The 19,672-nt window shown below is 57.0% G+C and carries 17 protein-coding genes; 11 read left to right on the top strand and 6 right to left on the bottom strand.

Going from position 1 to position 19,672, the window contains the following annotated elements:
• Positions 1-39: 39 nt before the first annotated feature.
• The 3 genes from FBR45_RS05000 to FBR45_RS05010 form a co-directional block, all read right to left on the bottom strand.
• Positions 40-702 (bottom strand): sugar transferase, encoded by a 663-nt coding sequence (locus FBR45_RS05000; RefSeq protein WP_138499885.1) that lies wholly within the window; start codon positions 700-702, stop codon positions 40-42.
• Positions 703-846: 144 nt separating this feature from the next.
• Positions 847-3,165, bottom strand: a complete 2,319-nt coding sequence (locus tag FBR45_RS05005; protein WP_138499887.1) for a GumC family protein — start codon at positions 3,163-3,165, stop codon at positions 847-849.
• Positions 3,166-3,230: 65 nt separating this feature from the next.
• The gene (locus FBR45_RS05010; protein WP_138499889.1) at positions 3,231-4,055 is read right to left on the bottom strand and encodes a polysaccharide biosynthesis/export family protein; all 825 of its coding nucleotides are present in this window, start codon (positions 4,053-4,055) and stop codon (positions 3,231-3,233) included.
• Between the two features lie 446 nt (positions 4,056-4,501).
• Between FBR45_RS05010 and FBR45_RS05015 the strand changes: the two genes are divergently transcribed.
• The 7 genes from FBR45_RS05015 to FBR45_RS05045 all read left to right on the top strand — a co-directional run bounded on the left by FBR45_RS05015 (position 4,502) and on the right by FBR45_RS05045 (position 11,803).
• On the top strand, positions 4,502-5,209 hold the full coding sequence (locus FBR45_RS05015; protein ID WP_138499891.1) for a hypothetical protein: 708 nt from the start codon (positions 4,502-4,504) through the stop codon (positions 5,207-5,209).
• Positions 5,210-5,251: 42 nt separating this feature from the next.
• Positions 5,252-6,874: a hypothetical protein gene (locus FBR45_RS05020; RefSeq protein ID WP_138499893.1), complete on the top strand. Its 1,623-nt coding sequence runs from the start codon at positions 5,252-5,254 to the stop codon at positions 6,872-6,874.
• Between the two features lie 15 nt (positions 6,875-6,889).
• The gene (locus FBR45_RS05025) at positions 6,890-7,882 is read left to right on the top strand and encodes a glycosyltransferase family 9 protein (protein ID WP_138499895.1); all 993 of its coding nucleotides are present in this window, start codon (positions 6,890-6,892) and stop codon (positions 7,880-7,882) included.
• A gap of 59 nt (positions 7,883-7,941) precedes the next feature.
• On the top strand, positions 7,942-10,617 hold the full coding sequence (mutS, locus tag FBR45_RS05030) for a DNA mismatch repair protein MutS (RefSeq protein WP_138499897.1): 2,676 nt from the start codon (positions 7,942-7,944) through the stop codon (positions 10,615-10,617).
• 217 nt (positions 10,618-10,834) lie between these two features.
• A complete protein-coding gene (locus FBR45_RS05035) occupies positions 10,835-11,041 on the top strand; it encodes a hypothetical protein (protein ID WP_138499899.1) in 207 nt (68 codons plus the stop codon).
• Positions 11,034-11,291, top strand: coding sequence for a type II toxin-antitoxin system RelE family toxin (locus tag FBR45_RS05040; protein ID WP_138499901.1), 258 nt, complete (start codon positions 11,034-11,036; stop codon positions 11,289-11,291). The genes FBR45_RS05035 and FBR45_RS05040 overlap by 8 nt, the downstream gene beginning before the upstream one ends.
• A gap of 14 nt (positions 11,292-11,305) precedes the next feature.
• Entirely contained in the window at positions 11,306-11,803 is a 498-nt protein-coding gene (locus tag FBR45_RS05045; RefSeq protein ID WP_138499903.1) for a Rad52/Rad22 family DNA repair protein, read from the top strand.
• A gap of 144 nt (positions 11,804-11,947) precedes the next feature.
• Here FBR45_RS05045 and FBR45_RS05050 read toward each other — a convergent pair whose 3' ends face one another.
• On the bottom strand, positions 11,948-14,119 hold the full coding sequence (locus FBR45_RS05050; RefSeq protein ID WP_138499905.1) for a M28 family peptidase: 2,172 nt from the start codon (positions 14,117-14,119) through the stop codon (positions 11,948-11,950).
• 137 nt (positions 14,120-14,256) lie between these two features.
• Complete coding sequence (locus tag FBR45_RS05055) at positions 14,257-14,964, bottom strand: LolA family protein (protein WP_138499907.1); 708 nt, start codon at positions 14,962-14,964, stop codon at positions 14,257-14,259.
• Positions 14,965-15,129: 165 nt separating this feature from the next.
• Between FBR45_RS05055 and FBR45_RS05060 the strand changes: the two genes are divergently transcribed.
• Both FBR45_RS05060 and FBR45_RS05065 read left to right on the top strand, forming a co-directional pair.
• A complete protein-coding gene (locus tag FBR45_RS05060) occupies positions 15,130-15,990 on the top strand; it encodes a methylated-DNA--[protein]-cysteine S-methyltransferase (protein WP_138499909.1) in 861 nt (286 codons plus the stop codon).
• A 114-nt stretch (positions 15,991-16,104) separates the two neighbouring features.
• Complete coding sequence (locus tag FBR45_RS05065; protein ID WP_138499911.1) at positions 16,105-16,998, top strand: alpha/beta fold hydrolase; 894 nt, start codon at positions 16,105-16,107, stop codon at positions 16,996-16,998.
• 24 nt (positions 16,999-17,022) lie between these two features.
• Here the strand turns inward: FBR45_RS05065 and FBR45_RS05070 are convergent, their stop codons facing one another.
• Positions 17,023-18,510 (bottom strand): aminotransferase-like domain-containing protein, encoded by a 1,488-nt coding sequence (locus FBR45_RS05070; RefSeq protein WP_138499913.1) that lies wholly within the window; start codon positions 18,508-18,510, stop codon positions 17,023-17,025.
• A gap of 86 nt (positions 18,511-18,596) precedes the next feature.
• On the opposite strand from FBR45_RS05070, the gene FBR45_RS05075 reads away from it, so the two are divergent.
• Entirely contained in the window at positions 18,597-19,214 is a 618-nt protein-coding gene (locus FBR45_RS05075) for a pyridoxamine 5'-phosphate oxidase family protein (protein WP_138499915.1), read from the top strand.
• A complete protein-coding gene (locus tag FBR45_RS05080) occupies positions 19,211-19,672 on the top strand; it encodes a GNAT family N-acetyltransferase (RefSeq protein WP_138499917.1) in 462 nt (153 codons plus the stop codon). The genes FBR45_RS05075 and FBR45_RS05080 overlap by 4 nt, the downstream gene beginning before the upstream one ends.

The raw sequence follows: 19,672 nt of genomic DNA on the forward strand, positions 1-19,672 counted from the left end.
GGGTCCCAGTCTGAGTTGGTTTTCAGATAGGGACATATACTACCAGGCGCCGGTGTTACCCCGAAGCATACTTTTAACCGTCCACCAGCAAATCTTGATGTCGAGGAGCACAGACTGTTTCTGAATATAAAATTTATCCAGTCGGACCCGGTGCGCCATTTGGGATATGTGCGATGTTTCGCCACGGCATCCTCTCACCTGGGCGAGTCCGGTAATGCCGGGCTTAATCGCGTAGCGGTATCCGTAGCCGGGTATGGCGTTCCAGAACTGAGCGTCGTGCTGGATGGCGTGAGGGCGTGGGCCTACCAGACTCATGTCGCCCCAGAGAACGTTCAGCACCTGCGGAAGCTCGTCGATGTTTGTCTTTCGTAAAAAAGCACCAATGCGGGTAACCCGATGATCGTTTTTAGTAGCCTGCCTGAACTGTGCGTTCGGATCGTAAGTCATGGTTCTGAACTTGAGACACCGGAATAAACGCCCGTTGCGCCCGGTACGAACCTGTATGAAGAGCATCGGACCGGGTGATGTAAGACGAATAGCCAGTCCAAGTATGGGAATAAGCCACGAAAGCACGAGCAATACAACTAGTCCCGATACAACCAGGTCGAGCAGACGCTTGCTCAGAGCAATCCAGATCGGTACGGATACGGTGTCCGCTTCCGTCTGGACCGGCTCAACAAAAGAGGTAGAAAGGCTGAGCATGTGGATGGTAGGTTAACGATTCTATTGTTCAGATTGTAGTAGTACGCATAAACAGGGCTTACCAAAGGGCAAAAAGAGTCTTTAGTAAGCCGTAGTCGGGGACTACGGCTTACTCATATTGACATCATTTACCTCAAATACTGGTTAGGAGAGCGCTTTGCGGGAGTTACCGGTTTCTTTCTCGTAATAGCCGTAGCTGTAGTAGTACGACTGGCCTTCGCCAACGGCGTTCAGGACGACATTCAGTCGCTGGAAGCGGTGCTCTTTGTAGAGCGTATCGATCATCTTCAGACACGTTTTCGGCGTGTGATCATTGCGGATCATGAACATGGTCGTGTCGGCAAACGGAGCAATGAGCTGGGCGTCCGTAACGAGGCCGATCGGGGGCGAGTCAACAATCACGTAGTCGAAGCGCTGGCGCAGTTCGCGGAAGAGCTGCTCAAGTTGTGGGCTGCTCAGCAGCTCCGACGGGTTCGGAGGCAGTGGTCCGCTCGTTATGATCTGGTAATTGGGGAAACCCGGTACCGGCTGCAGAATATCGTCCAGCGTGGCCTCCTGAATCAGGTAGTTGCTCAGACCCGCCCGGTTCGGAATGTTCAGTACCGAGTGGAGCTTGGGTTTGCGCAGGTCCATTTCCAGAATAACCGTTGGCCGATCGACCAGGGCCAGGCTGGCGCCCAGGTTCAGCGACAGGAAGGATTTACCTTCGCCACTGATGCTCGAGGTGAACAGGACAACCTGACTGTCGGTGGGGTTGCTGCGCAGGAACTGGAGGTTGGTGCGCAGCGTCCGGATCTGTTCGGCAATGACCGAGCGTTTGCCGGAGAGCATCACCAGCGGATCGTTGTTCCGGCTGGCTACCACTTCGCCCAGGATCGGTACCTGCGAGGCATCTTCTACGTCGGAACGGTGACTGATCCGGTCGTTCAGCGCATCGCGGCCAGCCAGTACGCCTACCGGCAGTAATAGGCCGAGCATGCCGAACAGCAGGAAGATGGTACTCTTCACGGGCTTCACCGGGTTGCTGCCGCTGCGGGGCGCGTCGATGGTGCGGCTGTCGGCTACGGTCGATGCGTAGGAGAGGGCCGTTTCTTCGCGTTTCTCGAGCAGGTAGGTATACAGGTTGTTTTTGATAGCCTGCTGGCGGGTAATGTTGACCAGGGTCCGCTCCTTGCTGGGAATGCTGCGGATCTGGCTTTCCAGCTGGCGATTGGTGTTTCTGAGGTTGCGCTCCGTGCTCTGCAGGGTCCGTTTCATGTTCTGAACGTTTTCCGAGAGGCTGCTCCGAACGATCTTGATCTGGCTGTCGAGCGACTGCAGCATGGGGTTGTTGGGCGCGGTAGTGCGGCTCAGCTGATCGCGCTGCAGTTCCAGCTCGTTCATTTTACCAACCAGACTGATCAGCACCGGATCGCCAACGGTCAGGGTAGACGGGGCCACCCCGCGCTCGTTGTTCTGGCTGTTGACGTAGCGCTCAATATCCTGAATGGCGTTCAGCTGGATGCTGGCCTGGTTCAGCTGGGCATCGTTTTCTTTGACTGTTTCGAGAAATACCTGCGCCTGCGAACTCAGGTCCGTGATGCCCTGCGACGACTTGTACGACTCTACGCCCTTCTCAACGGTGGTCAGCTCGCCCGCAATCAGCCGAAGCCGGTCTTCGATAAAGTTGAGGGTGTTGGAGGCAACGATGTTCTTATCGGTGATAGCGTCCTGATTGTAGGCTTCGATGAGCTTGGTGAGTACGGCTTCTCCTTTGCGCGGAACGGCGTCTTCGAGCGTCAGCTGCAATACGGTAGAGGCTTTGCTGCTGGGCTCGGCCGTCAGATTTTTTAGGTAGCGCTCAACGGTAGCGGCCCGTGGGCTAACCCGTACAATTAGGGGCTCATCAGCTACGTTGAGGGGCTGGCGGGTAAAGAATCGTAACCGACCGTATGGCGTGTGAACGCTCTGGTTAACCGGATAAGCCAGGTTATTAATGCGAACGACCCGAGGGCTAACCACCGTAAGGGTTAGCTCTTCATCGTACAGATGCGGCTTGGCTTTTTCAACAATCAGCTTGATCGGCGACTGGTCGTAGATCTCCTGCTTAATGGTAGCGGTTGGGCGGAAATACTGCACTTCCAGGCCCAGTTCACCAACCACTTTGCTCATGAGCGAAAACGATTTGAGGATTTCCATCTCGTTTTCGATTACTTTTTTAGGAGCGAAGATGTCCATCTCCTTCAGGATGTTTTCTTCGCTCAGCCCCTTCTTATCGTCTTTGATCAAAAGACTTGTCTTTACCTGATAGATAGGTATTTGGTACAGGGAGTAGGCATAAGCTGCCCCCAGTGCTACGAGTATTGATAGCAGAAACCAGGGCCAATGCTTTAGGTAGCGCATCAATACGACCCGTAGGTTTGGCTCTTTTTCGCCGTCGTACACCTGGTAAGGCGCGTAAGCATACGTACTCTGATTTGACATAATCGTGTCAGTTTACAATTGAGAAGTCATTAACAGTTGAATAGCATCGCGTGCGGTGGAGTGACTTAGAAACGGGATACGATAATCGCTACGAACGAGAGCGCGCTGAGAACAATGGGCAAAATCTGATTGGTACGGTCGGCCGTGGCAGCCCGTGCGCGGCCCGGTTCTACATAAACCACATCGTTCGGATGCAGGTAGTAGTAGGGCGAGTTGAAAACATCGCGTTTGGTCAGGTCGACCCGGCCGAACGTACGCTGGCCGTTTTCTTCCCGAATGATGAGAACGTTATCGCGCCGGCCATAGATGGTAACATCGCCCGACAGGCTCAGGGCTTCGAGCAGGGTGATCTGCTCGTTTGGAATGGCAAACAGAGAGGGGCGGCTCACTTCGCCCATGACCGATACCCGGAACGTCTGGTTACGTACGTTGACAGTAGGTTCTTTCAGGTACTCAGTCAGCATACCGCGTATTTTCTCCTTGATCTGCGCTACTGTCTGGCCCGCCACGTTCACTTTTCCCACCATCGGTAACTCAATGGCACCGGTTGCATCGACCAGATAGCCGTTAATTGCTTGCAGAGGGGTGGTTGGTGAGGCTGGGGCGGTCTGAACTGATCCGCCAGCGGCAATAGGAGAATACGGGTTGAAAAAGGATGAGGCTTCTGGATTTAAGCTGCTCACCTGAACCGAGAGGACATCGCCGGTCTGAATTTTTGGAACATACCGTTCAGCAGCGGCAGTCGTAGCAGTAGCCTGGGCTAGGTCGTCCTGAAAGTAAGCGAGTTCTTTTGTAGAAGCACAGCCGGCTATGTACTGACTACAAATCAGTAAACCTAGTATAACATAGTGTCCGTAATGATTGAGTCTGTGCGGGAGAGCTATTTTCATAAACTAGTATCTTTAGTAGGATTGTGCGTATTATTGACTATTAGTTTGAACAGGCTTAGCAAAAATAGTAAATACTATATTTACGAAACAAGAGTTCAGTTAATAAATTATACAACTGTCTGGAAAAGTAATATAGCTTGTATGTCAGCGATTTACTCCCGATTGTGCTGAGGGTCAGTACGGTTAGCTGTCAAATAAGTCGCTTTAGTGACAAAAAGGTCAGTTTTATAACTAGTTGATTTATAGGTATTTAAAATTTAAATATATTAGTTTTGTCCAGTTATTGAAATTTGACTGTAAAGTCTATATTTCAAATATACATATATTCATTTGAGATAATGAGAATACAGAAATTGTATTTTAAGTAGAATAAACCCGATTAAATACTATAGTACTTGTTACTGTAATTATGCTTACATAAATTTGATCTAAGCCTATTAGATCTTATGTATACCCTGCACAAGTATCTCCTGAGCATTGGTCTTAGCCTATCTGTAGGGGCAGGCTACTGTCAGTCGTCTTCAGATTCACTGGCGAGAGGCCTCAACAACCAGTCGCTGGGTATACAACTCACCACCACCGGGCCCGGCGTTTTCTACGCCCGCACGCTAAGCCAGCCGCATCGCCTGGCGCTGGTGGTCCGCGGTCAGTATATCGCCTATCGGAAGCCCATCCAGATCGAAACGGCTCCCAACTCATTCCTGACCGTAGATCCTGATTTCATGATCGGTATAGCCCAGGCCGGGCTTAACTGGCATCCGTTTCGGCGGGGGGCGTTTTTCCTGGCGGGCGGAGTTGGGTACTCCTGGCATCCGCATCTGGGCGTTATCGCAACGGCCGATACAAAACTGAACCTGGGTGGGCTGGAGCTAACCCCCGAAGATGTGGGCACGATCGACCTGGCTATCCGCTGGAGTCCGGTCGTAGGCTATGTAGGCTGGGGGTTCGGGCGGGTTATTCCCCGTAAACGCGTTGGTGTCGGATTCGAAATGGGCGTCTTCTACCTGGGTAAGCCCCGCATCGATCTGAAGTATGAAGGGTTTCTGGAAACGACCAACCTGTCGGAGCAGATCCCGGTGGTTGAGCGTAACCTGCGCAACTATCGCTACCTGCCCACGCTGAATCTGCGCGTCGGCTACCGGCTGAGCCGTTGATACACTACTAGCTGCTGACACGACTGCAATCCAACTCAACTCATGACTATACGTCGGCTATCCTCTCTCTTATGTGCTGGTCTGGCTACTGGCCTGCTTACCTGCCAGAACCCGTTAGACGGGGTTCAGCTGCGGGTCAAAGATCCTATCCAGATCGGTGTCGTCGAGGTTCGACTCTACGATCCGGCGGGTAACCCGCGGCCAACCGATAATCGTATTACCCTGGCTGGCCCAAACGCGACTCAGGTCGTTACTACCCTCAACACAACCCGCTACCGGATCAATCCTGACGGGATATTGCTGCTGGCTCCGTCGCCTTTGGTGACCCTGTCGGCGCAGGCGCCGTTCCGGTTTACTACCGTCGTTGAAGCGGAAGGGTATATGACGATCGTGCAGCCCATCGTACAAACCGGGCCGGGGCGGGTAACGCGGGTGGTTCGGCAAATCAGCCTCAGTAAGCCACCCCGCACCCTGACGCCTGCCCGCCTGACCGGTCAGGCGGGGGCTGACGGTACCCTGATGGCCCCCTTCAGCCTCACCACCACCGGCCTGACTGCAGACGTCGACCGGGCGTCGGTCACCCTGTCGGCCGGTACCCGCCTGACCGATCGGGATGGGCAGGCCGTGGGGGGGAAGCTGACCATGCAGGTGTTACAAACCCACACCCGGGCCGGTGATGTGACCAGCCAGGTGCCGGGGGGCGGTATACTCTCCAACGTACACGGACAAAACGGCGGACCGGCACCGGGTAGCCTGCGGGTAACCTCGCTGGCGGGTTCGCTGACCCTGGAGATCTACAACGAAGCGTATCTGCTGGCCCACGGCCTGTCGCAACCGGCCCGTCTGACCATGGATATCAATCCGGCCACCATCAACGGCAGCAACGGCCGGCGCGTGCAACCCGGCGACTCGATTCCGCTCTACAGCTACGATGCCTTCGCCAACCGCTGGCAGCAGGAAACCCCGGGAGTTATCGTACGAAACAGCCAGAACAACCGGCTGGAGTACCGCGCCACGGCCAGCCGCACAGCCGCCTACGTGGCCACCTGGACGGAGTCGGTTTGCGACCTGGGACCCGTTTTTACCATAAGCAGTAAGCTGGCCAATGTGGATGTCAACTACCGCTGCGAACTGATTGACGCTACTACCGGCCAGCGTATCAGCAACTTCTACGCGAACGTGAACAACGGGGCCTCTATCCGGGTGTCGGGGCAGCCAGGCGGGCGGCAGTTAAAACTGCGGATCTACGACGAAACCGACGCCTGGGGCAAAGGTGCCAAAGGGGGGCTGATGGCCGAGTCGGCGGTAGGCGAAACCTGCGATCCGTCACCCATTGCGGTCAGTCTGGCGTCGCTGCCGGTACCGCCGGTCATGAATCTGTCGTTCGATTTCGAATGCCCTAAAGGAACCACCCTCGACGAGTCGGCCCTGCCGGCCCAGATCCGGACCCAGTACAGCGAAACCGGTAAGGAAAACTGGCGGGAGCTGATTACGGCCACCCGCACGCAACGCAAGGTAGCTTCGTACAAACTGAAGATCGGGCAACGGTACGATTTTCGGGCCAGCACCGACGGTGGAGCTACCTGGCCCCTGCGGCAGAACAATTACCTGGTCGATAAGCCCGAGTGGAAACTGGATATCAACGCGCCCATGTACTGCAAGTAAACGGCCCATCTGACTATGGCACGCCCCACAAAAATCCTGATTCTGCGGTTTTCATCCATCGGCGATATCGTGCTGACGAGTCCGGTTGTGCGCTGCCTGAAGCAGCAACTGCCCGGCCTGCTGGTTCATTACGCGACCAAACGGGCCTATTCGGCACTGATCGAGCCCAATCCCTATATCGACAAAGGCTATTATCTGGACGATAGCCTGGCCGCATTAATTCGTCAGCTTCGGGCCGAGCAGTATGATCTGGTCATCGATCTGCACAACAACCTGCGCACCCGGGCCGTGAAGCTGGCGTTGGGGAAACCGGGCTACACGGTCGACAAACTCAACTGGCGGAAGTGGCTATACGTCCGCTGGAAAGTCAACTATATGCCCGACCGGCACATCGTTGACCGCTATCTGGACACCGTAATCCCGCTGGGCGTCAGCAATGACGGCGGGGGACTCGATTATTTCATTCCTGAAGCCGACCAGGTAACCATGGATCAGTTGCCGGTAACCCACCGGTACGGCTACGTAGCCTACGCCATGGGCGGGCAACACGCCACCAAGCGACTGCCGGTGTCGCGTATGATTGAGCTGGTGCAGCACATCGACTACCCGGTGGTGCTGCTGGGCGGGGCCGAAGACCGGGAGGCTGGAGCCGCTGTTCTGCAGGCGCTTGGTCCCGATCGGGTCTATAATGCCTGCGGCCTGTACCCGTTCAGCCAGTCGGCGTCGCTGGTGCAGCAGGCCCGGGTGGTGTTCAGTCACGATACGGGGCTGATGCACGTGGCGGCAGCGTTCAGAAAGAAGGTCTACACCCTCTGGGGCAACACCACTCCCGAGCTGGGCATGTATCCCTATCAGACCCCGCACCTATCCCTGCAGGTACCGAATCTGCCTTGCCGCCCCTGCTCGAAAATCGGTTCGGCGCGTTGTCCACAGGGACATTTTCGCTGCATGAACGAGCTGAATCTGGGCGTGCCTATGCCCGAGCTGAGCCGCGAGCGGATCGCGTAAACAATTCGGTTTTCCCCCGAAAAATCACTATTTTTGTTTACGACATCAGCCCGAAACTAGTGAAGACAGCCACTGCCGCAAAGCCACAATCCAGGAAAACAGAAACCCCTCTCAACCGCCAATACAACCAGATTAAGGCCAAATATCCCGGTGCGTTGCTGCTCTTCCGCGTCGGAGATTTCTACGAGACCTTCGGCGAAGATGCCGTGAAAGCCAGTAAGATTCTGGGCATTACCCTGACCAAGCGCAACAACGGCGGAGCGAACGAAGAGCTGGCTGGTTTTCCGCACCACTCCCTCGATACCCACCTGCCCAAACTGGTTAGGGCGGGCGAACGGGTAGCGATTTGTGACCAGCTCGAAGACCCGGCCCTGGCCAAAGGCATTGTCAGGCGGGGCGTTACTGAACTCGTTACGCCGGGCGTTTCTTTCAACGATAACGTACTCGATACCCGCCGGAACAACTACCTGGCAGCCGTTCACTTCGGCAAGGCCGGCAATGGGCAGGCCGACGACGTGTTTGGCGTGGCTTTTCTGGATATTTCGACCGGCGAGTTTCTGGCCTCGCAGGGCAACGGACCCTATATCGATAAACTGCTGCAAAGCTTCAACCCGTCGGAGGTGCTGTATTGTAAGCGCAACCGGCAGGAGTTCGGCGCGCTCTTCGGTGATAAATTTCATACCTATACGCTGGAAGACTGGGCCTTTACCTACGATTTCGGCTACAACTTCCTGAAGCAGCACTTCCAGACCAGCTCGCTGAAAGGATTCGGTATCGAAGGCATGCCCGACGGGATTATTGCCGCCGGGGTGATTCTGCACTACCTCAACGAGACCGAGCACAAGGACCTGCAGCACATTACCCGCGTTACCCGACTCGAAGAAGACCGCTACGTCTGGCTCGACCGGTTCACGATCCGCAACCTTGAGCTGACAGCCGCGCAGCAGGAGGGGGGCGTTCCGCTGATCCAGATCCTCGACCAGACCGTAACCCCCATGGGGGCGCGGCTGCTTCGGAAGTGGCTGAGCCTGCCCCTCAAGGAAAAAGCGCTGATCGATGAGCGGCTCAACATGGTCGAACTTCTTGTCGAGGATATCGAACTGGCCGATACCATGGTCAGCCACCTCCGGCAAATCGGTGATCTGGAACGGCTCGTCTCCAAAGTAGCCGTTCGGCGGATAAACCCGCGCGAGCTGCTGCAGCTGAAACGGTCGCTGCAACACGTATTGCCGATTAAGGAGATGCTGATCACGGCGCTGAGCCAGTCCGATACGCCGGGGCTTCATCCGGCGTCGCTGAAGAAATACGCCGATCAGCTCAACCCGGTCGCCTTCCTGATCGATCGGATTGAAGCCGAACTGCGCGAAGACCCGCCCACCCTATCTAACCAGGGCGGTATGATCAAGCCAGGTATCAACGCCGAGCTGGATGAGTTAACCGCCATTGCCTACTCGGGAAAAGATTATCTGCTTCAGCTTCAGGAGCGGGAAGTAGAGCGCACCGGCATCAGTTCGCTCAAAGTGGCGTATAACAAGGTGTTTGGCTACTACCTGGAGGTGACCCACGCCCACAAAAACCGGGTGCCCGACGACTGGATTCGGAAACAGACGCTGGTTAACGCCGAACGCTACATTACGCCCGAGCTGAAAGAATACGAAGAAAAGATTCTGAACGCCGAGGAGCAGATTTTCCAGATCGAATCGCGCATGTTTGCCGATCTGATCATGGCCGCTGGTGAGTACGTAGGAGCTATTCAGCAGAATGCCCGTGTTTTGTCGGTGCTCGATGTGCTCTCCTCGTTTGCGCGGGTAGCCGTTCGGAACAAGTACGTCCGGCCGCAGATGAACGAAAGTAAGGTGCTGAACATCAAAGACGGGCGGCACCCCGTTATCGAGCAGCAGCTGCCTCCCGGCGAGCCCTACATTCCGAACGATATTTATCTTGACGACGAAACCCAGCAGATCATCATCATTACCGGCCCTAACATGGCGGGGAAATCGGCCCTGCTGCGACAAACGGCGCTAATCGTGCTCATGGCCCAGTCGGGCAGTTTTGTGCCAGCTTCCCTGGCCGAGATTGGGCTGGTCGACAAGATTTTCACCCGCGTGGGTGCGTCGGATAATTTGTCGAGGGGCGAGAGCACGTTCATGGTCGAGATGACCGAAACGGCCAGCATCCTGAATAACCTCAGCGAGCGGAGCCTGGTCCTTATGGACGAGATCGGGCGCGGCACCAGCACCTACGACGGGGTGTCTATTGCGTGGGCCATTACCGAATACCTCCACAACAAGACCGACTGTCGGCCCAAAACCCTCTTCGCGACTCACTATCACGAACTGAATGACCTGGCTGTCGATAACCCGCGCATCCGCAACTACAACGTGTCGGTGAAGGAGATGGGCAATAAGGTGATTTTTTTGCGCAAGCTGAAAGAAGGCGGGTCTGAGCACAGCTTCGGTATTCACGTGGCGCAGATGGCCGGTATGCCCGCGCAGGTGGTAAACCGGGCGGGCGAGATCCTGAAGCAGCTGGAGGCTTCGCACGTTCGGGAAACCAACAAGGAGAAAATCCGCGAGGCCGTACCACAGGAACGCGAGCTGGCCCTCCGCATCATCGAAGCCGGCGACCCGCGTTCCGAAGCCATCCGCGAAAAACTCCGCGCCATCGACGTCAACCGCCTGACCCCCATTGAAGCGCTGCTGAAACTCAACGAACTGCTGAAACTGGCCGAATGAGGTAGCAAAGAGATGTGGGTGTGTCTTCCTACGGCTAACTGGACAGGCTGTTATTTATTTTCGCATGACCAAATATTGGAGTGGTTACTGACCGGTATAAATGTCAGTACGTCACAATTCTGGACTGGTAAGAGAGTGTACAATTGGAAGGGACCCAGCGCTTTGATAACTAATTTCCTTGAAAAGCATAAGCTTACATCAAATCAAACCTAACCAGATGAACAAGACACTGCACCCCCAGTATATTACCGACGAGCAGGGTAAGCGAGTCTCGGTTGTTTTGCCGATTCAGCAATGGCAACAGGTGCTGGATGACCTGGAAGAACTCGATGACATTCGGCTTTATGACGAAGTGAAGGCGCGACAGGAGCCGACTCGTTCGCTGGCCGATTATCGTAAAAAACGACAGCAGTCGAATGGCTGAGTATGCAATTGTATTAACACGGACTGCCCAGAAGCAACTGGACAAGTTGCCCGATTCAGTGGCTGAAACACTGCTTGATGCGATCGAACTGTTAGCCGCTGACCCTCGTCCGGACGGTTGTAAAAAGCTGAAAGGGCGCGCCGGATATCGACTACGAAAAGGTGACTATCGCATCATTTACGACATTCACGACGATGTGTTAACGGTTAACGTAATTGGCGTTGGGCATCGTCGCAATATTTATGACTAAGTAAACAACAACCAATGGACTTGAACGTACTCACGGCTCCGCTCACGACGCACGAAATCGAATGGCGGGTGCAGAGCCAGACCAAGGATGGACAGAAGATTATTGTCGTGCCCTACATTACCAACCGCTGCGTGATGCAACGCTTCGACGATCAGTTCGGCTGGGCGGGCTGGCAGAACGAAATCCGAGAAATAGAAGGGGGCTTTTTGTGTACCATCACGGCCGTATTGCCCGGTGGCGAGATTGTTCGCAAGACCGATGGCGCCAGTCGCACAGGCATCGAACCCATCAAGGGCGGTATCAGCGATGCCATGAAGCGGTGCGCCGTACAGTTCGGGCTGGGCCGTGCGCTCTACGACTTCCCGAAGGTATTCATCGAAACAACCGATAAATACATACCCAGCTGGGCCACGCCCCTGCTGGACAAGATGGTCGATAAAATCAACGCGGGCGGGGTCGTTCGCGATGTAGTCGTGCTCAAACCTGAACACGCTAAGCCTGCCAAAGCGTAAACTCTGTTTACGCCAATTTCCCGATTCTGAGTTGCTTAACCGGCTTTTCAGGTAAACATGTACCTACTGTTGGCGCACGTTTACCTGAAAAGCCGGTTTTGACTGCAGGGTTGCGAAGCAGGAGCCCCGGCTAGAAAAATGAGATCATTTTCCTCCGCCTACGCTGGCCGGGCTACCCATACCCTGCGACAGGGCCAGTAATTTCTCACTGAGCGTATTGATCGCTTTCTTGTAGCGCGTTTCGAGCTCGGGCAGGTTGGCCGTCGATTTCAGCGAAGCTTCGTAGAGTAAACCCGGCAGCATCCAGGACGCGTAGCCGCTGTTAGGGTCCGACGATGCATAGAGCGACCGGTACCACGAACCGAACGCATTGCCTTTGGGGTCGATGAAGGCCCGCTCCAGCAGCCGAAGCTCGCGGTTCAGCTCAACCAGTTTGTCGGTACGGCCGGTTTTAAGGTAGTTCTGGCGGGCTACTTCACAGGCATCGGCGCTCTTCTTCAGGTCGGTAACTGCGTCGAGCAGGGGTTGAATGGTGTAGGTCGGCGCGTAGGCTTTGATGGCCCGTTCGGCGGCTTTGAGGTGAACGTTTAGATCGTTCGGGTAGCGAGCTACATCGTAGGGAACAAGATCGGCGTTGGCCAGTCGTAAGGTCATCGTACCCACTACCTGCTCCATCATTGGACCCATTTTGTAGGTCGGGTCGGCAAACTTGTCGTAGAAATACAGATCGTCATATTGCGAGTGGTACAGCGTTGGGCCTTCCATTCCGGCGCTCAGGGCGGGTATGCCTACGTGCATATACGGACCAATGTGGTCAGACCCACCGCCCAGGTTACCAATGGTTGGTTCGCCGTCCTGCACAGCAGGAGCGCTCGACCCCGTAACGCGGGTTGGATTACCGGCCGCTTTGTGACCCATCCAGTGCTGGTAAACGGTCTTGTTCGAGTCGGGGTACTGCACTGACTGAGTGGCTTCGATGATTAGCTTTTTCAGGCTGGGCGAGGCCGAGGCTCCGAAGGTGCGGCCCGATACGGCTGCGTCATAGTTCATGTAGGCCACCGCTTTCTGGGTCAGCTCGTCGCGGAACTGTTCGCTCCATTCGGCCGAACCAATGACGCCCGGCTCTTCGGCATCCCAGTGACAGACCTTGATCGTACGCCGGGGGCGCTGTCCTGCCTTGACCAGTTTTCCGAACGATTCACACATGCTCAGCAGCATCGCCGTACCTGAGTTGGGGTCGGTAGCACCGAAGCTCCAGGCGTCGTAGTGGCAACCCGCAATGATCCACTCGTCGGGAAATTCGCTGCCCGTCAGCGTGCCGACAACCTGGTAGATGCGCTGGATGGACCGTTCCTGCTTCACCATGAGCCGCACCCGCAGGGCGTTGCCGCCTTCCAGTCGGTAGGTGAACGGGAGGCCACCCTGCCAGCCGCCGGGTACGGGGCGGGTGCCGGTCATGCGCTTCAGAATCTCAACGGCCGATCCGTAGGGGAGGGGCGTTACCGGAATTTTATGGAAGGCGACATCTTTCTCGGCCAGCCGTTTGGGGGTGTTTTTGGCATCCATGGGTAGGGCCGCTTCACCGGGGGTGAGCGGATCGCCGGTATAGGGAACCGTCAGGAGCGAGCCGCGCTGAATGGTGCTTTCCGAATAGAACGGCCCTTCGGGAAAGGTCAGGCCCCGCATGTAGCCGCTATCGGCCGGGTCGGTGAAAATCAGCACGCCCGCAGCCCCGGCAGCCTGCGCAAACTGGGCTTTGTACCCGCGGAAGTTGCCGCCATACCGCGCCAGCACGATCTTGCCAGCCACCGAAACGCCCATGGCTTTGAGCTGCTCGAAATCTTCTTTCCGGCCGTAGTTGGCGTAAACGACTTCGGCCGTCACGTCGCCCGAGCCCGACCAGGCGTTATAGCCGGGGGTGAGCCGCGGGTCGCTGGCGTACTTGTCTTCCCGATAAATGAACTCGCGAATGTTGAGCGGTTGCCGAACGGGTTCTACCAGCTCGACCGCAATCTCGCCGGGGCCTTTGGGAAGCATCACATCGTGCGGGTAGATGTCGACCTGCCAGCCCGCTTTGCGCATGGTTTCGGCAATGTAGTCGCGGACGCGTTCGTTTTCGGGCGAGCCTGTAATGTGGGGTACGCTGCTCAGCTTTTCGAGATGCGCCTTGAAGGCAGCCGGCGACTGCTTGGTCTTGAATTCGGTTTCGAGCTTCTGCTGGGCTTCCTGCCGGGCCGGTACGAACCCACTCAGGGTTTGGGCGCTGGCCGACAGGCCGGTGGTGAGCGTAAGGACAAGTAAAGCGATTTGTTTCATACAGTCAGGTCGTTTGGTTAAGATTCAGGCATAAGATAGGCAGAAAACAAAAGCCGGAAAATACGCAACCCGTGAAAACGCCGAAGCCACCCCATCAGGAGGTGGCTTCGGCGGCTGAAATCTATAACTAGCTGATCTTATTTGGGTTTGGCGAAGATCGTCGCGTCGACCGGGGCGTTGAAGGTGATCTTGGTGATTTTGCCGGTGATCGGGGCGGGCACCATCGGTGAAGTTATTTCACTCCCGTACGGGATGGTGAGCCCGTCGGTCGTTTTGTAGTCGGAGAACGAAGCGGTAATGTCGCCCTGGGGTGTTGTGCCTTTCATGCCGACAAGCTGGTAATTGGTAGCATCGACAAAGTAGTTGAAAACACCTTCGGGCCGGTTCACCTTCAGGTTGAACACGTCTTTATCCTTGTATTTTTCTTTGCCCACCAGTTCATAAGGATATTTGCCACTCTTGACGTAAGCCAGCGGCATCATCTGCGGTTCGGTACCGCTTTTGGCGGCTTTCATGGCCTCGGCGGGCATATCCTGCGGGGTTGTGCCGCCCTGCATGGGGTTGATCATCCAGCCTTTGTCGCCATCGAATACGGTCGTTATCTGCGAACCCATAACCGACACGTCACTCCGCATCGACTGACCAACGACGTACGTACTTTTAGCCGTCAGTTCGTTACCCATGACCGACATAGACTGCTCTACGTCGAGGGTCTTGATCGCAGCCACCTTGTCGGCCCCACCCAGCGCAGCCAGGTGTTTATCAATCACTTCGTCGGCCGTTTGTGCCAACGCGAGGGCCGGCACTGCCACGAAGGCAACGAAGGCAATCAGTTGTTTTTTCATGTAGAAGTTAGCGTTAACGTATCCAAAGATACTAAATTAAGAACGTAAAAATCGACCCGTTTGTGATAAATGGGTACCGGTTTCGGGAAGCAAGTCCGCAAGAATCGGGTTGGCCTGGGGCGGGGTTATACCGACCTTTGTTAGGGTCAACTGAACAACAAACCCATGAACACGAACAGTACCTACACCTATCAGCAGATGGCACAGGCAATTGAGCTGCTGGCGGCTACCTACCGCGACCGGCCTACGCTGGCAGAACTGGCCAGCCGCGCCAACGTGAGCGAGTTCCATTTTCAGCGACTCTTCACCGAATGGGCTGGGGTGAGTCCTAAAAAGTTCAGCCAGTACCTCACACTCGAACACGCCAAACAGCAACTGCGGTTAGGTAGTCCACTCGCCGAAACAGCTTACGAGGCTGGCTTGTCAGGTACTGGTCGGCTGCATGATCTATTTGTTACCCTGGAAGGAGTCACCCCGGGGCAGTTCAGGCAGGCCGGGGCTGGGCTTCGGCTGCAGTACGGCCGGTTTGTTAGTCCGTTTGGTGATTATGTGCTCGGGGCGATTAACGGGAAAATAGCACTGCTGCACTTCCTGGATGGACCGGGGGCGTCGGTGGAGTCGCTGCTTAGGGTTGCCTGGCCCGACGCGAGCCTGTACCACGACCCGACCGCCCTCCAGCCCCTGGCCGATCAGATTTTCAGAGCCACGCCGGCAACTGGTGAGCTGCGAAAACCGCTGTCTGTCCTACTGCGGGGGTCGGCCTTTCAGCTGAAAGTATGGGAAGCGCTGCTGCGGATTCCGGAAGGGCGCCTGGTCAGCTACGACCAGATTGCCGCATCCATCGGGCAGCCCACGGCCTCGCGGGCGGTCGGGACAGCTATCGGGAGTAATCCGGTCGGGTACCTGATTCCGTGCCATCGGGTCATCAAAAAAACCGGTCTGTTTGGCGGATACCGCTGGGGCACCGACCGCAAGCAGGCCATGGTCGGCCGGGAAGCCGCCCGGACCGCTTCCGACGCCGACTAAAACCAGGGCCGCCCGGATCATAACCTGTTTCTGGCTAGGGCTTCCCACCGGTTGCTGACCGGGCCCAGCCTTACTTCAATCAAACACGGTCCGATCCTTGCTGGTTAGACGGATATGGCTGCTTACAATCTGGAACATCATACGATACCCGTTACGAAGCCGGGGGCACGCCCACCGGTTCGGCTTCACGTGGTGCAGGCGGGCCCGGCCGATGGTCCCCTGCTCGTGCTGCTACATGGCTTCCCCGAATGCTGGTTCGGCTGGAAACGGCAGATCGAGCCGCTGGCGCAGGCCGGCTACCGCGTTTGGGTGCCCGATCAGCGGGGCTATAACCTCAGCGACAAACCGGCCGGTATTGATGCCTATACCATCGATACCCTGGCGGCTGACGTGGTCGCGCTCATCGACGCGGCCGGTCGGCAGAAAGCTACCGTTGTCGGACACGACTGGGGCGCGGCCGTTGCCTGGTGGGTAGCGGCTACCTACCCGGAGCGGGTTGAGCGGCTGGTCGTGCTGAACGTGCCGCATCCGGGGGTAATGAAACAAATGGCGAGTCGCAATCCGGGGCAGATGCTGCGGAGTTGGTATATCGGCTTTTTTCAGATACCGTGGCTACCCGAAGCCGTTTCCCGGCTAAACAACTGGGCTATGCTGGCCCGGACCATGCGCAGCAGTAGCCGGCCGGGTACGTTCAGTGATGCCGATCTGGATCAGTACCGGGCTGCCTGGGGGCAGGGCGGGGGCGCTCTGCGGACCATGATCAACTGGTACCGGGCCGTGCTGCAACGACCGCCAAAGCAAAACACCCAGCTCCGAATACGGGTACCGACCCTCCTGATCTGGGGCGCCCGGGATCGGTTTCTGAAGCGGGAGATGGCGCAGCCGAGTATTGACCTGTGCGACAGCGGCCAACTGATTTTCTTCGAGAACGCTACCCACTGGGTTCAGCACGAAGAAGCCGACGCGGTCACGGCGCTGATTGCTGCCGGCCAGTACCCGGATCAATGATTATACTCATGGGTAGGAAACTGGTTACCGGTTGTCCACGGCTTGTTTCAGTAGCGCCACCGCCTGCTCCAGCTCGGCCTCTGTACTCGAAGCAAATCCCAGCCGGGTGCCGTTGAGCCGTTGCCCCGGCGGATTATGAAACAGCCCGTTGGCTATAGACAGCCCGGTTTGTCGGGCCCGCTCGGCGAGACTGGCCATATCGATGGCCGGGTCGAACGTAGCCCAGACGGCCAGACCGCCATCGGGCCGGGTGAACTGTATGGCCTCGGGCAGGGCGGTACTGAGCAGCTGGCAGAAATAATCGCGTCGGCCTTCGTACGTACGCAGCGCCTTCCTGAAATGGCGCTTCAGCACCCCCGTTTTGATGAGCTGGCCAATGGCGAACTCGAGCATCTGGTCACCCTGTCGGTCGATGATGCGCCGAAGCTGGGCCAGTTCGGTAATGACGGCGGTGGGCGCTACGACGTACCCAACCCGAAAAGCAGGCGCTACCGACTTAGTGAGCGAACCCACGTATACGACCATCCCGCGCTGATCGGCGCTGGCCAGTGGCAGAATGGGGCGGCTCAGGTAGTGAAAATCATAGTCGTAGTCGTCTTCCAGAATTACGAACCCGTACTGTCCGGCCAGTTGCAGCAGCCGCACCCGTCGGTCGGCCCGGAGGGTAACCGTTGTCGGATAGTGGTGGTGGGGCGTCACGTACACCATCCGGATGGGGCGGCCCAGGCGTTGCTGCCGGTCGCAGAGGTCAGCCAGCTGGTCTGTGTTGAGCCCGTGCTGATCGAGCGAAACGGGCAGGACCGTGGCGCCGGTGTTGAGAAAATTCATGGTGGCACCCGCCCAGCTGGTCAGCCCCGTGGCTACCACATCGGCGGGGCGGAGCAGCAGCTGACTCGCCAGGTGCAGGCCCATGATGCTGCCCCGGGTAATGAGTACATTGTCTGGGGTAGTATGCAGACCCCGGGTTTCGTTGAGGTGCCGCGCCAGTTGTTCGCGCAGGAGCGGGTGGCCCTTGGTATCGCCGTAACCGAAGTGCTGTTGTGGATTGCCCCACCGAAAATAAGATCGATAGGCACGGCTCAGCTCGTCCATGGGGGCCAGCCGGATGTCGGGGAAGCCGTCGTCCAGCCGCAGGCCACCCGGGTTGGTGAGTACCGGCCGGGCCAGAAACGAGCGGGGTTCGAACGAATAGCCGGGCTGGTGCCGGACCGACGGCAGGGCGAGACTGTCGGCCAGGGGCTGAGGGCGGGTGTCCAGGGCGTGACTCGTAATAAAAGTGCCGCTGCCAGACCGGCTTTCGAGCCAGCCCTGCGCCAGCAGCTCGTCATAGGCGGCCACCAGGGTTTGCCGGTGCAGACCCAGCAGCTGGGCAAGCTGGCGGGTGCCGGGCAGGCGCTGCCCGGCCGTCAGGGTGCCGGACCGGATCAGTTGCTGAAGCTGGTCGGCCAGCTGGACGAAGACAGGCGTGGCGGCTGTCTTATCGACGGTGAGCAGCGACTTGAAAGGAAGCATAACCGGACTAGCTGTTTTGTATAAACCGGACGATTTGTACGGGCCGGTAAAGTACGACTTTTGCCAGAGAAACGATTGATACCGCCATGATAACATCCCGCCTTATCCCCAGCCGACTGGCCAAACGCGCTTACTACGACGCCGAAACGATCCACCCCATTCTGGACGAAGCCCTATTCTGTACCGTCAGCTACGCCGTTGACGGGCAGCCCATGGCCATCCCAACGGCCTACGCCCGTAACGGAGACAAACTCTACATCCACGGATCGGTGGGGAGCCACTTTATCCGGACCATTGAGGCTGGTGCGCCGGTCTGTATCTCGGTTATGCTGACCGATGGGCTGGTGCTGGCCAAGTCGGCTTTTCATCACTCGGTAAACTACCGGTCGGTGGTAATCTTCGCTACGGCCGAGAAAGTAACCGACGAAGCCGAGCGGATGGAAGCGCTGGCATTGATAACGGACCACCTGGTGCCGGGGCGCTGGGCCGACCTGCGTCCGACTACCGATAGTGAGATGCGTAAAACCACAGTGCTGGCTTTTTCGCTGCACGAAGCATCGGCCAAAGTACGCACGGGTGGCCCCTCCGATGATCCGGAAGACATGGACCTGCCAACCTGGTCGGGGGTCGTGCCGATGCAAACCGTTCGGCTGGCGCCAGTGCCCCAGGATTCCGGCAGTCCCTTACCTGACTATCTGCAATGATACAGATCAGACCCTGGCAGGTTGCCGATACGGAGCCGTTGCTGGCTGTGTTTCGAAAAAACGTACCGGCCGCTTTCGGCGAGAGCGAAGTGGCCGAGTATGCCGACTTTCTGACTACCTGCCAGGAGCCCTATGTCGTGGCCGAACACGAAGGCCGGGTGGTCGGCGCCTGCGGGCATTCGATCCGGCCCCACGAACAGAAGGCGCACATTATCTGGATTTTTGCCGATCCGGATCAGAAAGGACTCGGTATAGGTACCGCGCTGATGCAGTATAACCTGCTGGCGATCAAGCGGCATTCAAATGTAACGGAACTGGTTTGTCGTACCTCGCAGGTTGCGTATGCCTTTTTCGAGCGCTTCGGTTTTCAGCTCCAGTACACCCAACCCGACTACTGGGTGCCGGGACTCGATCTCTACTACATGACCGTGAAGCCGGACGCGCTTCGGGGCCTATAA

It is taken from the genome of Spirosoma lacussanchae (assembly GCF_005870035.1).
GTDB lineage: Bacteria > Bacteroidota > Bacteroidia > Cytophagales > Spirosomataceae > Spirosoma > Spirosoma lacussanchae.

Coding starts and splice junctions, on each gene's coding strand:
- FBR45_RS05000 (WP_138499885.1), bottom strand. CDS start 702: ATGCTCAGCCTTTCTACCTCTTTTGTTGAGCCGGTCCAGACGGAAGCG.
- FBR45_RS05005 (WP_138499887.1), bottom strand. CDS start 3,165: ATGTCAAATCAGAGTACGTATGCTTACGCGCCTTACCAGGTGTACGAC.
- FBR45_RS05010 (WP_138499889.1), bottom strand. CDS start 4,055: ATGAAAATAGCTCTCCCGCACAGACTCAATCATTACGGACACTATGTT.
- FBR45_RS05015 (WP_138499891.1), top strand. CDS start 4,502: ATGTATACCCTGCACAAGTATCTCCTGAGCATTGGTCTTAGCCTATCT.
- FBR45_RS05020 (WP_138499893.1), top strand. CDS start 5,252: ATGACTATACGTCGGCTATCCTCTCTCTTATGTGCTGGTCTGGCTACT.
- FBR45_RS05025 (WP_138499895.1), top strand. CDS start 6,890: ATGGCACGCCCCACAAAAATCCTGATTCTGCGGTTTTCATCCATCGGC.
- FBR45_RS05035 (WP_138499899.1), top strand. CDS start 10,835: ATGAACAAGACACTGCACCCCCAGTATATTACCGACGAGCAGGGTAAG.
- FBR45_RS05040 (WP_138499901.1), top strand. CDS start 11,034: ATGGCTGAGTATGCAATTGTATTAACACGGACTGCCCAGAAGCAACTG.
- FBR45_RS05045 (WP_138499903.1), top strand. CDS start 11,306: ATGGACTTGAACGTACTCACGGCTCCGCTCACGACGCACGAAATCGAA.
- FBR45_RS05050 (WP_138499905.1), bottom strand. CDS start 14,119: ATGAAACAAATCGCTTTACTTGTCCTTACGCTCACCACCGGCCTGTCG.
- FBR45_RS05055 (WP_138499907.1), bottom strand. CDS start 14,964: ATGAAAAAACAACTGATTGCCTTCGTTGCCTTCGTGGCAGTGCCGGCC.
- FBR45_RS05060 (WP_138499909.1), top strand. CDS start 15,130: ATGAACACGAACAGTACCTACACCTATCAGCAGATGGCACAGGCAATT.
- FBR45_RS05065 (WP_138499911.1), top strand. CDS start 16,105: ATGGCTGCTTACAATCTGGAACATCATACGATACCCGTTACGAAGCCG.
- FBR45_RS05070 (WP_138499913.1), bottom strand. CDS start 18,510: ATGCTTCCTTTCAAGTCGCTGCTCACCGTCGATAAGACAGCCGCCACG.
- FBR45_RS05075 (WP_138499915.1), top strand. CDS start 18,597: ATGATAACATCCCGCCTTATCCCCAGCCGACTGGCCAAACGCGCTTAC.
- FBR45_RS05080 (WP_138499917.1), top strand. CDS start 19,211: ATGATACAGATCAGACCCTGGCAGGTTGCCGATACGGAGCCGTTGCTG.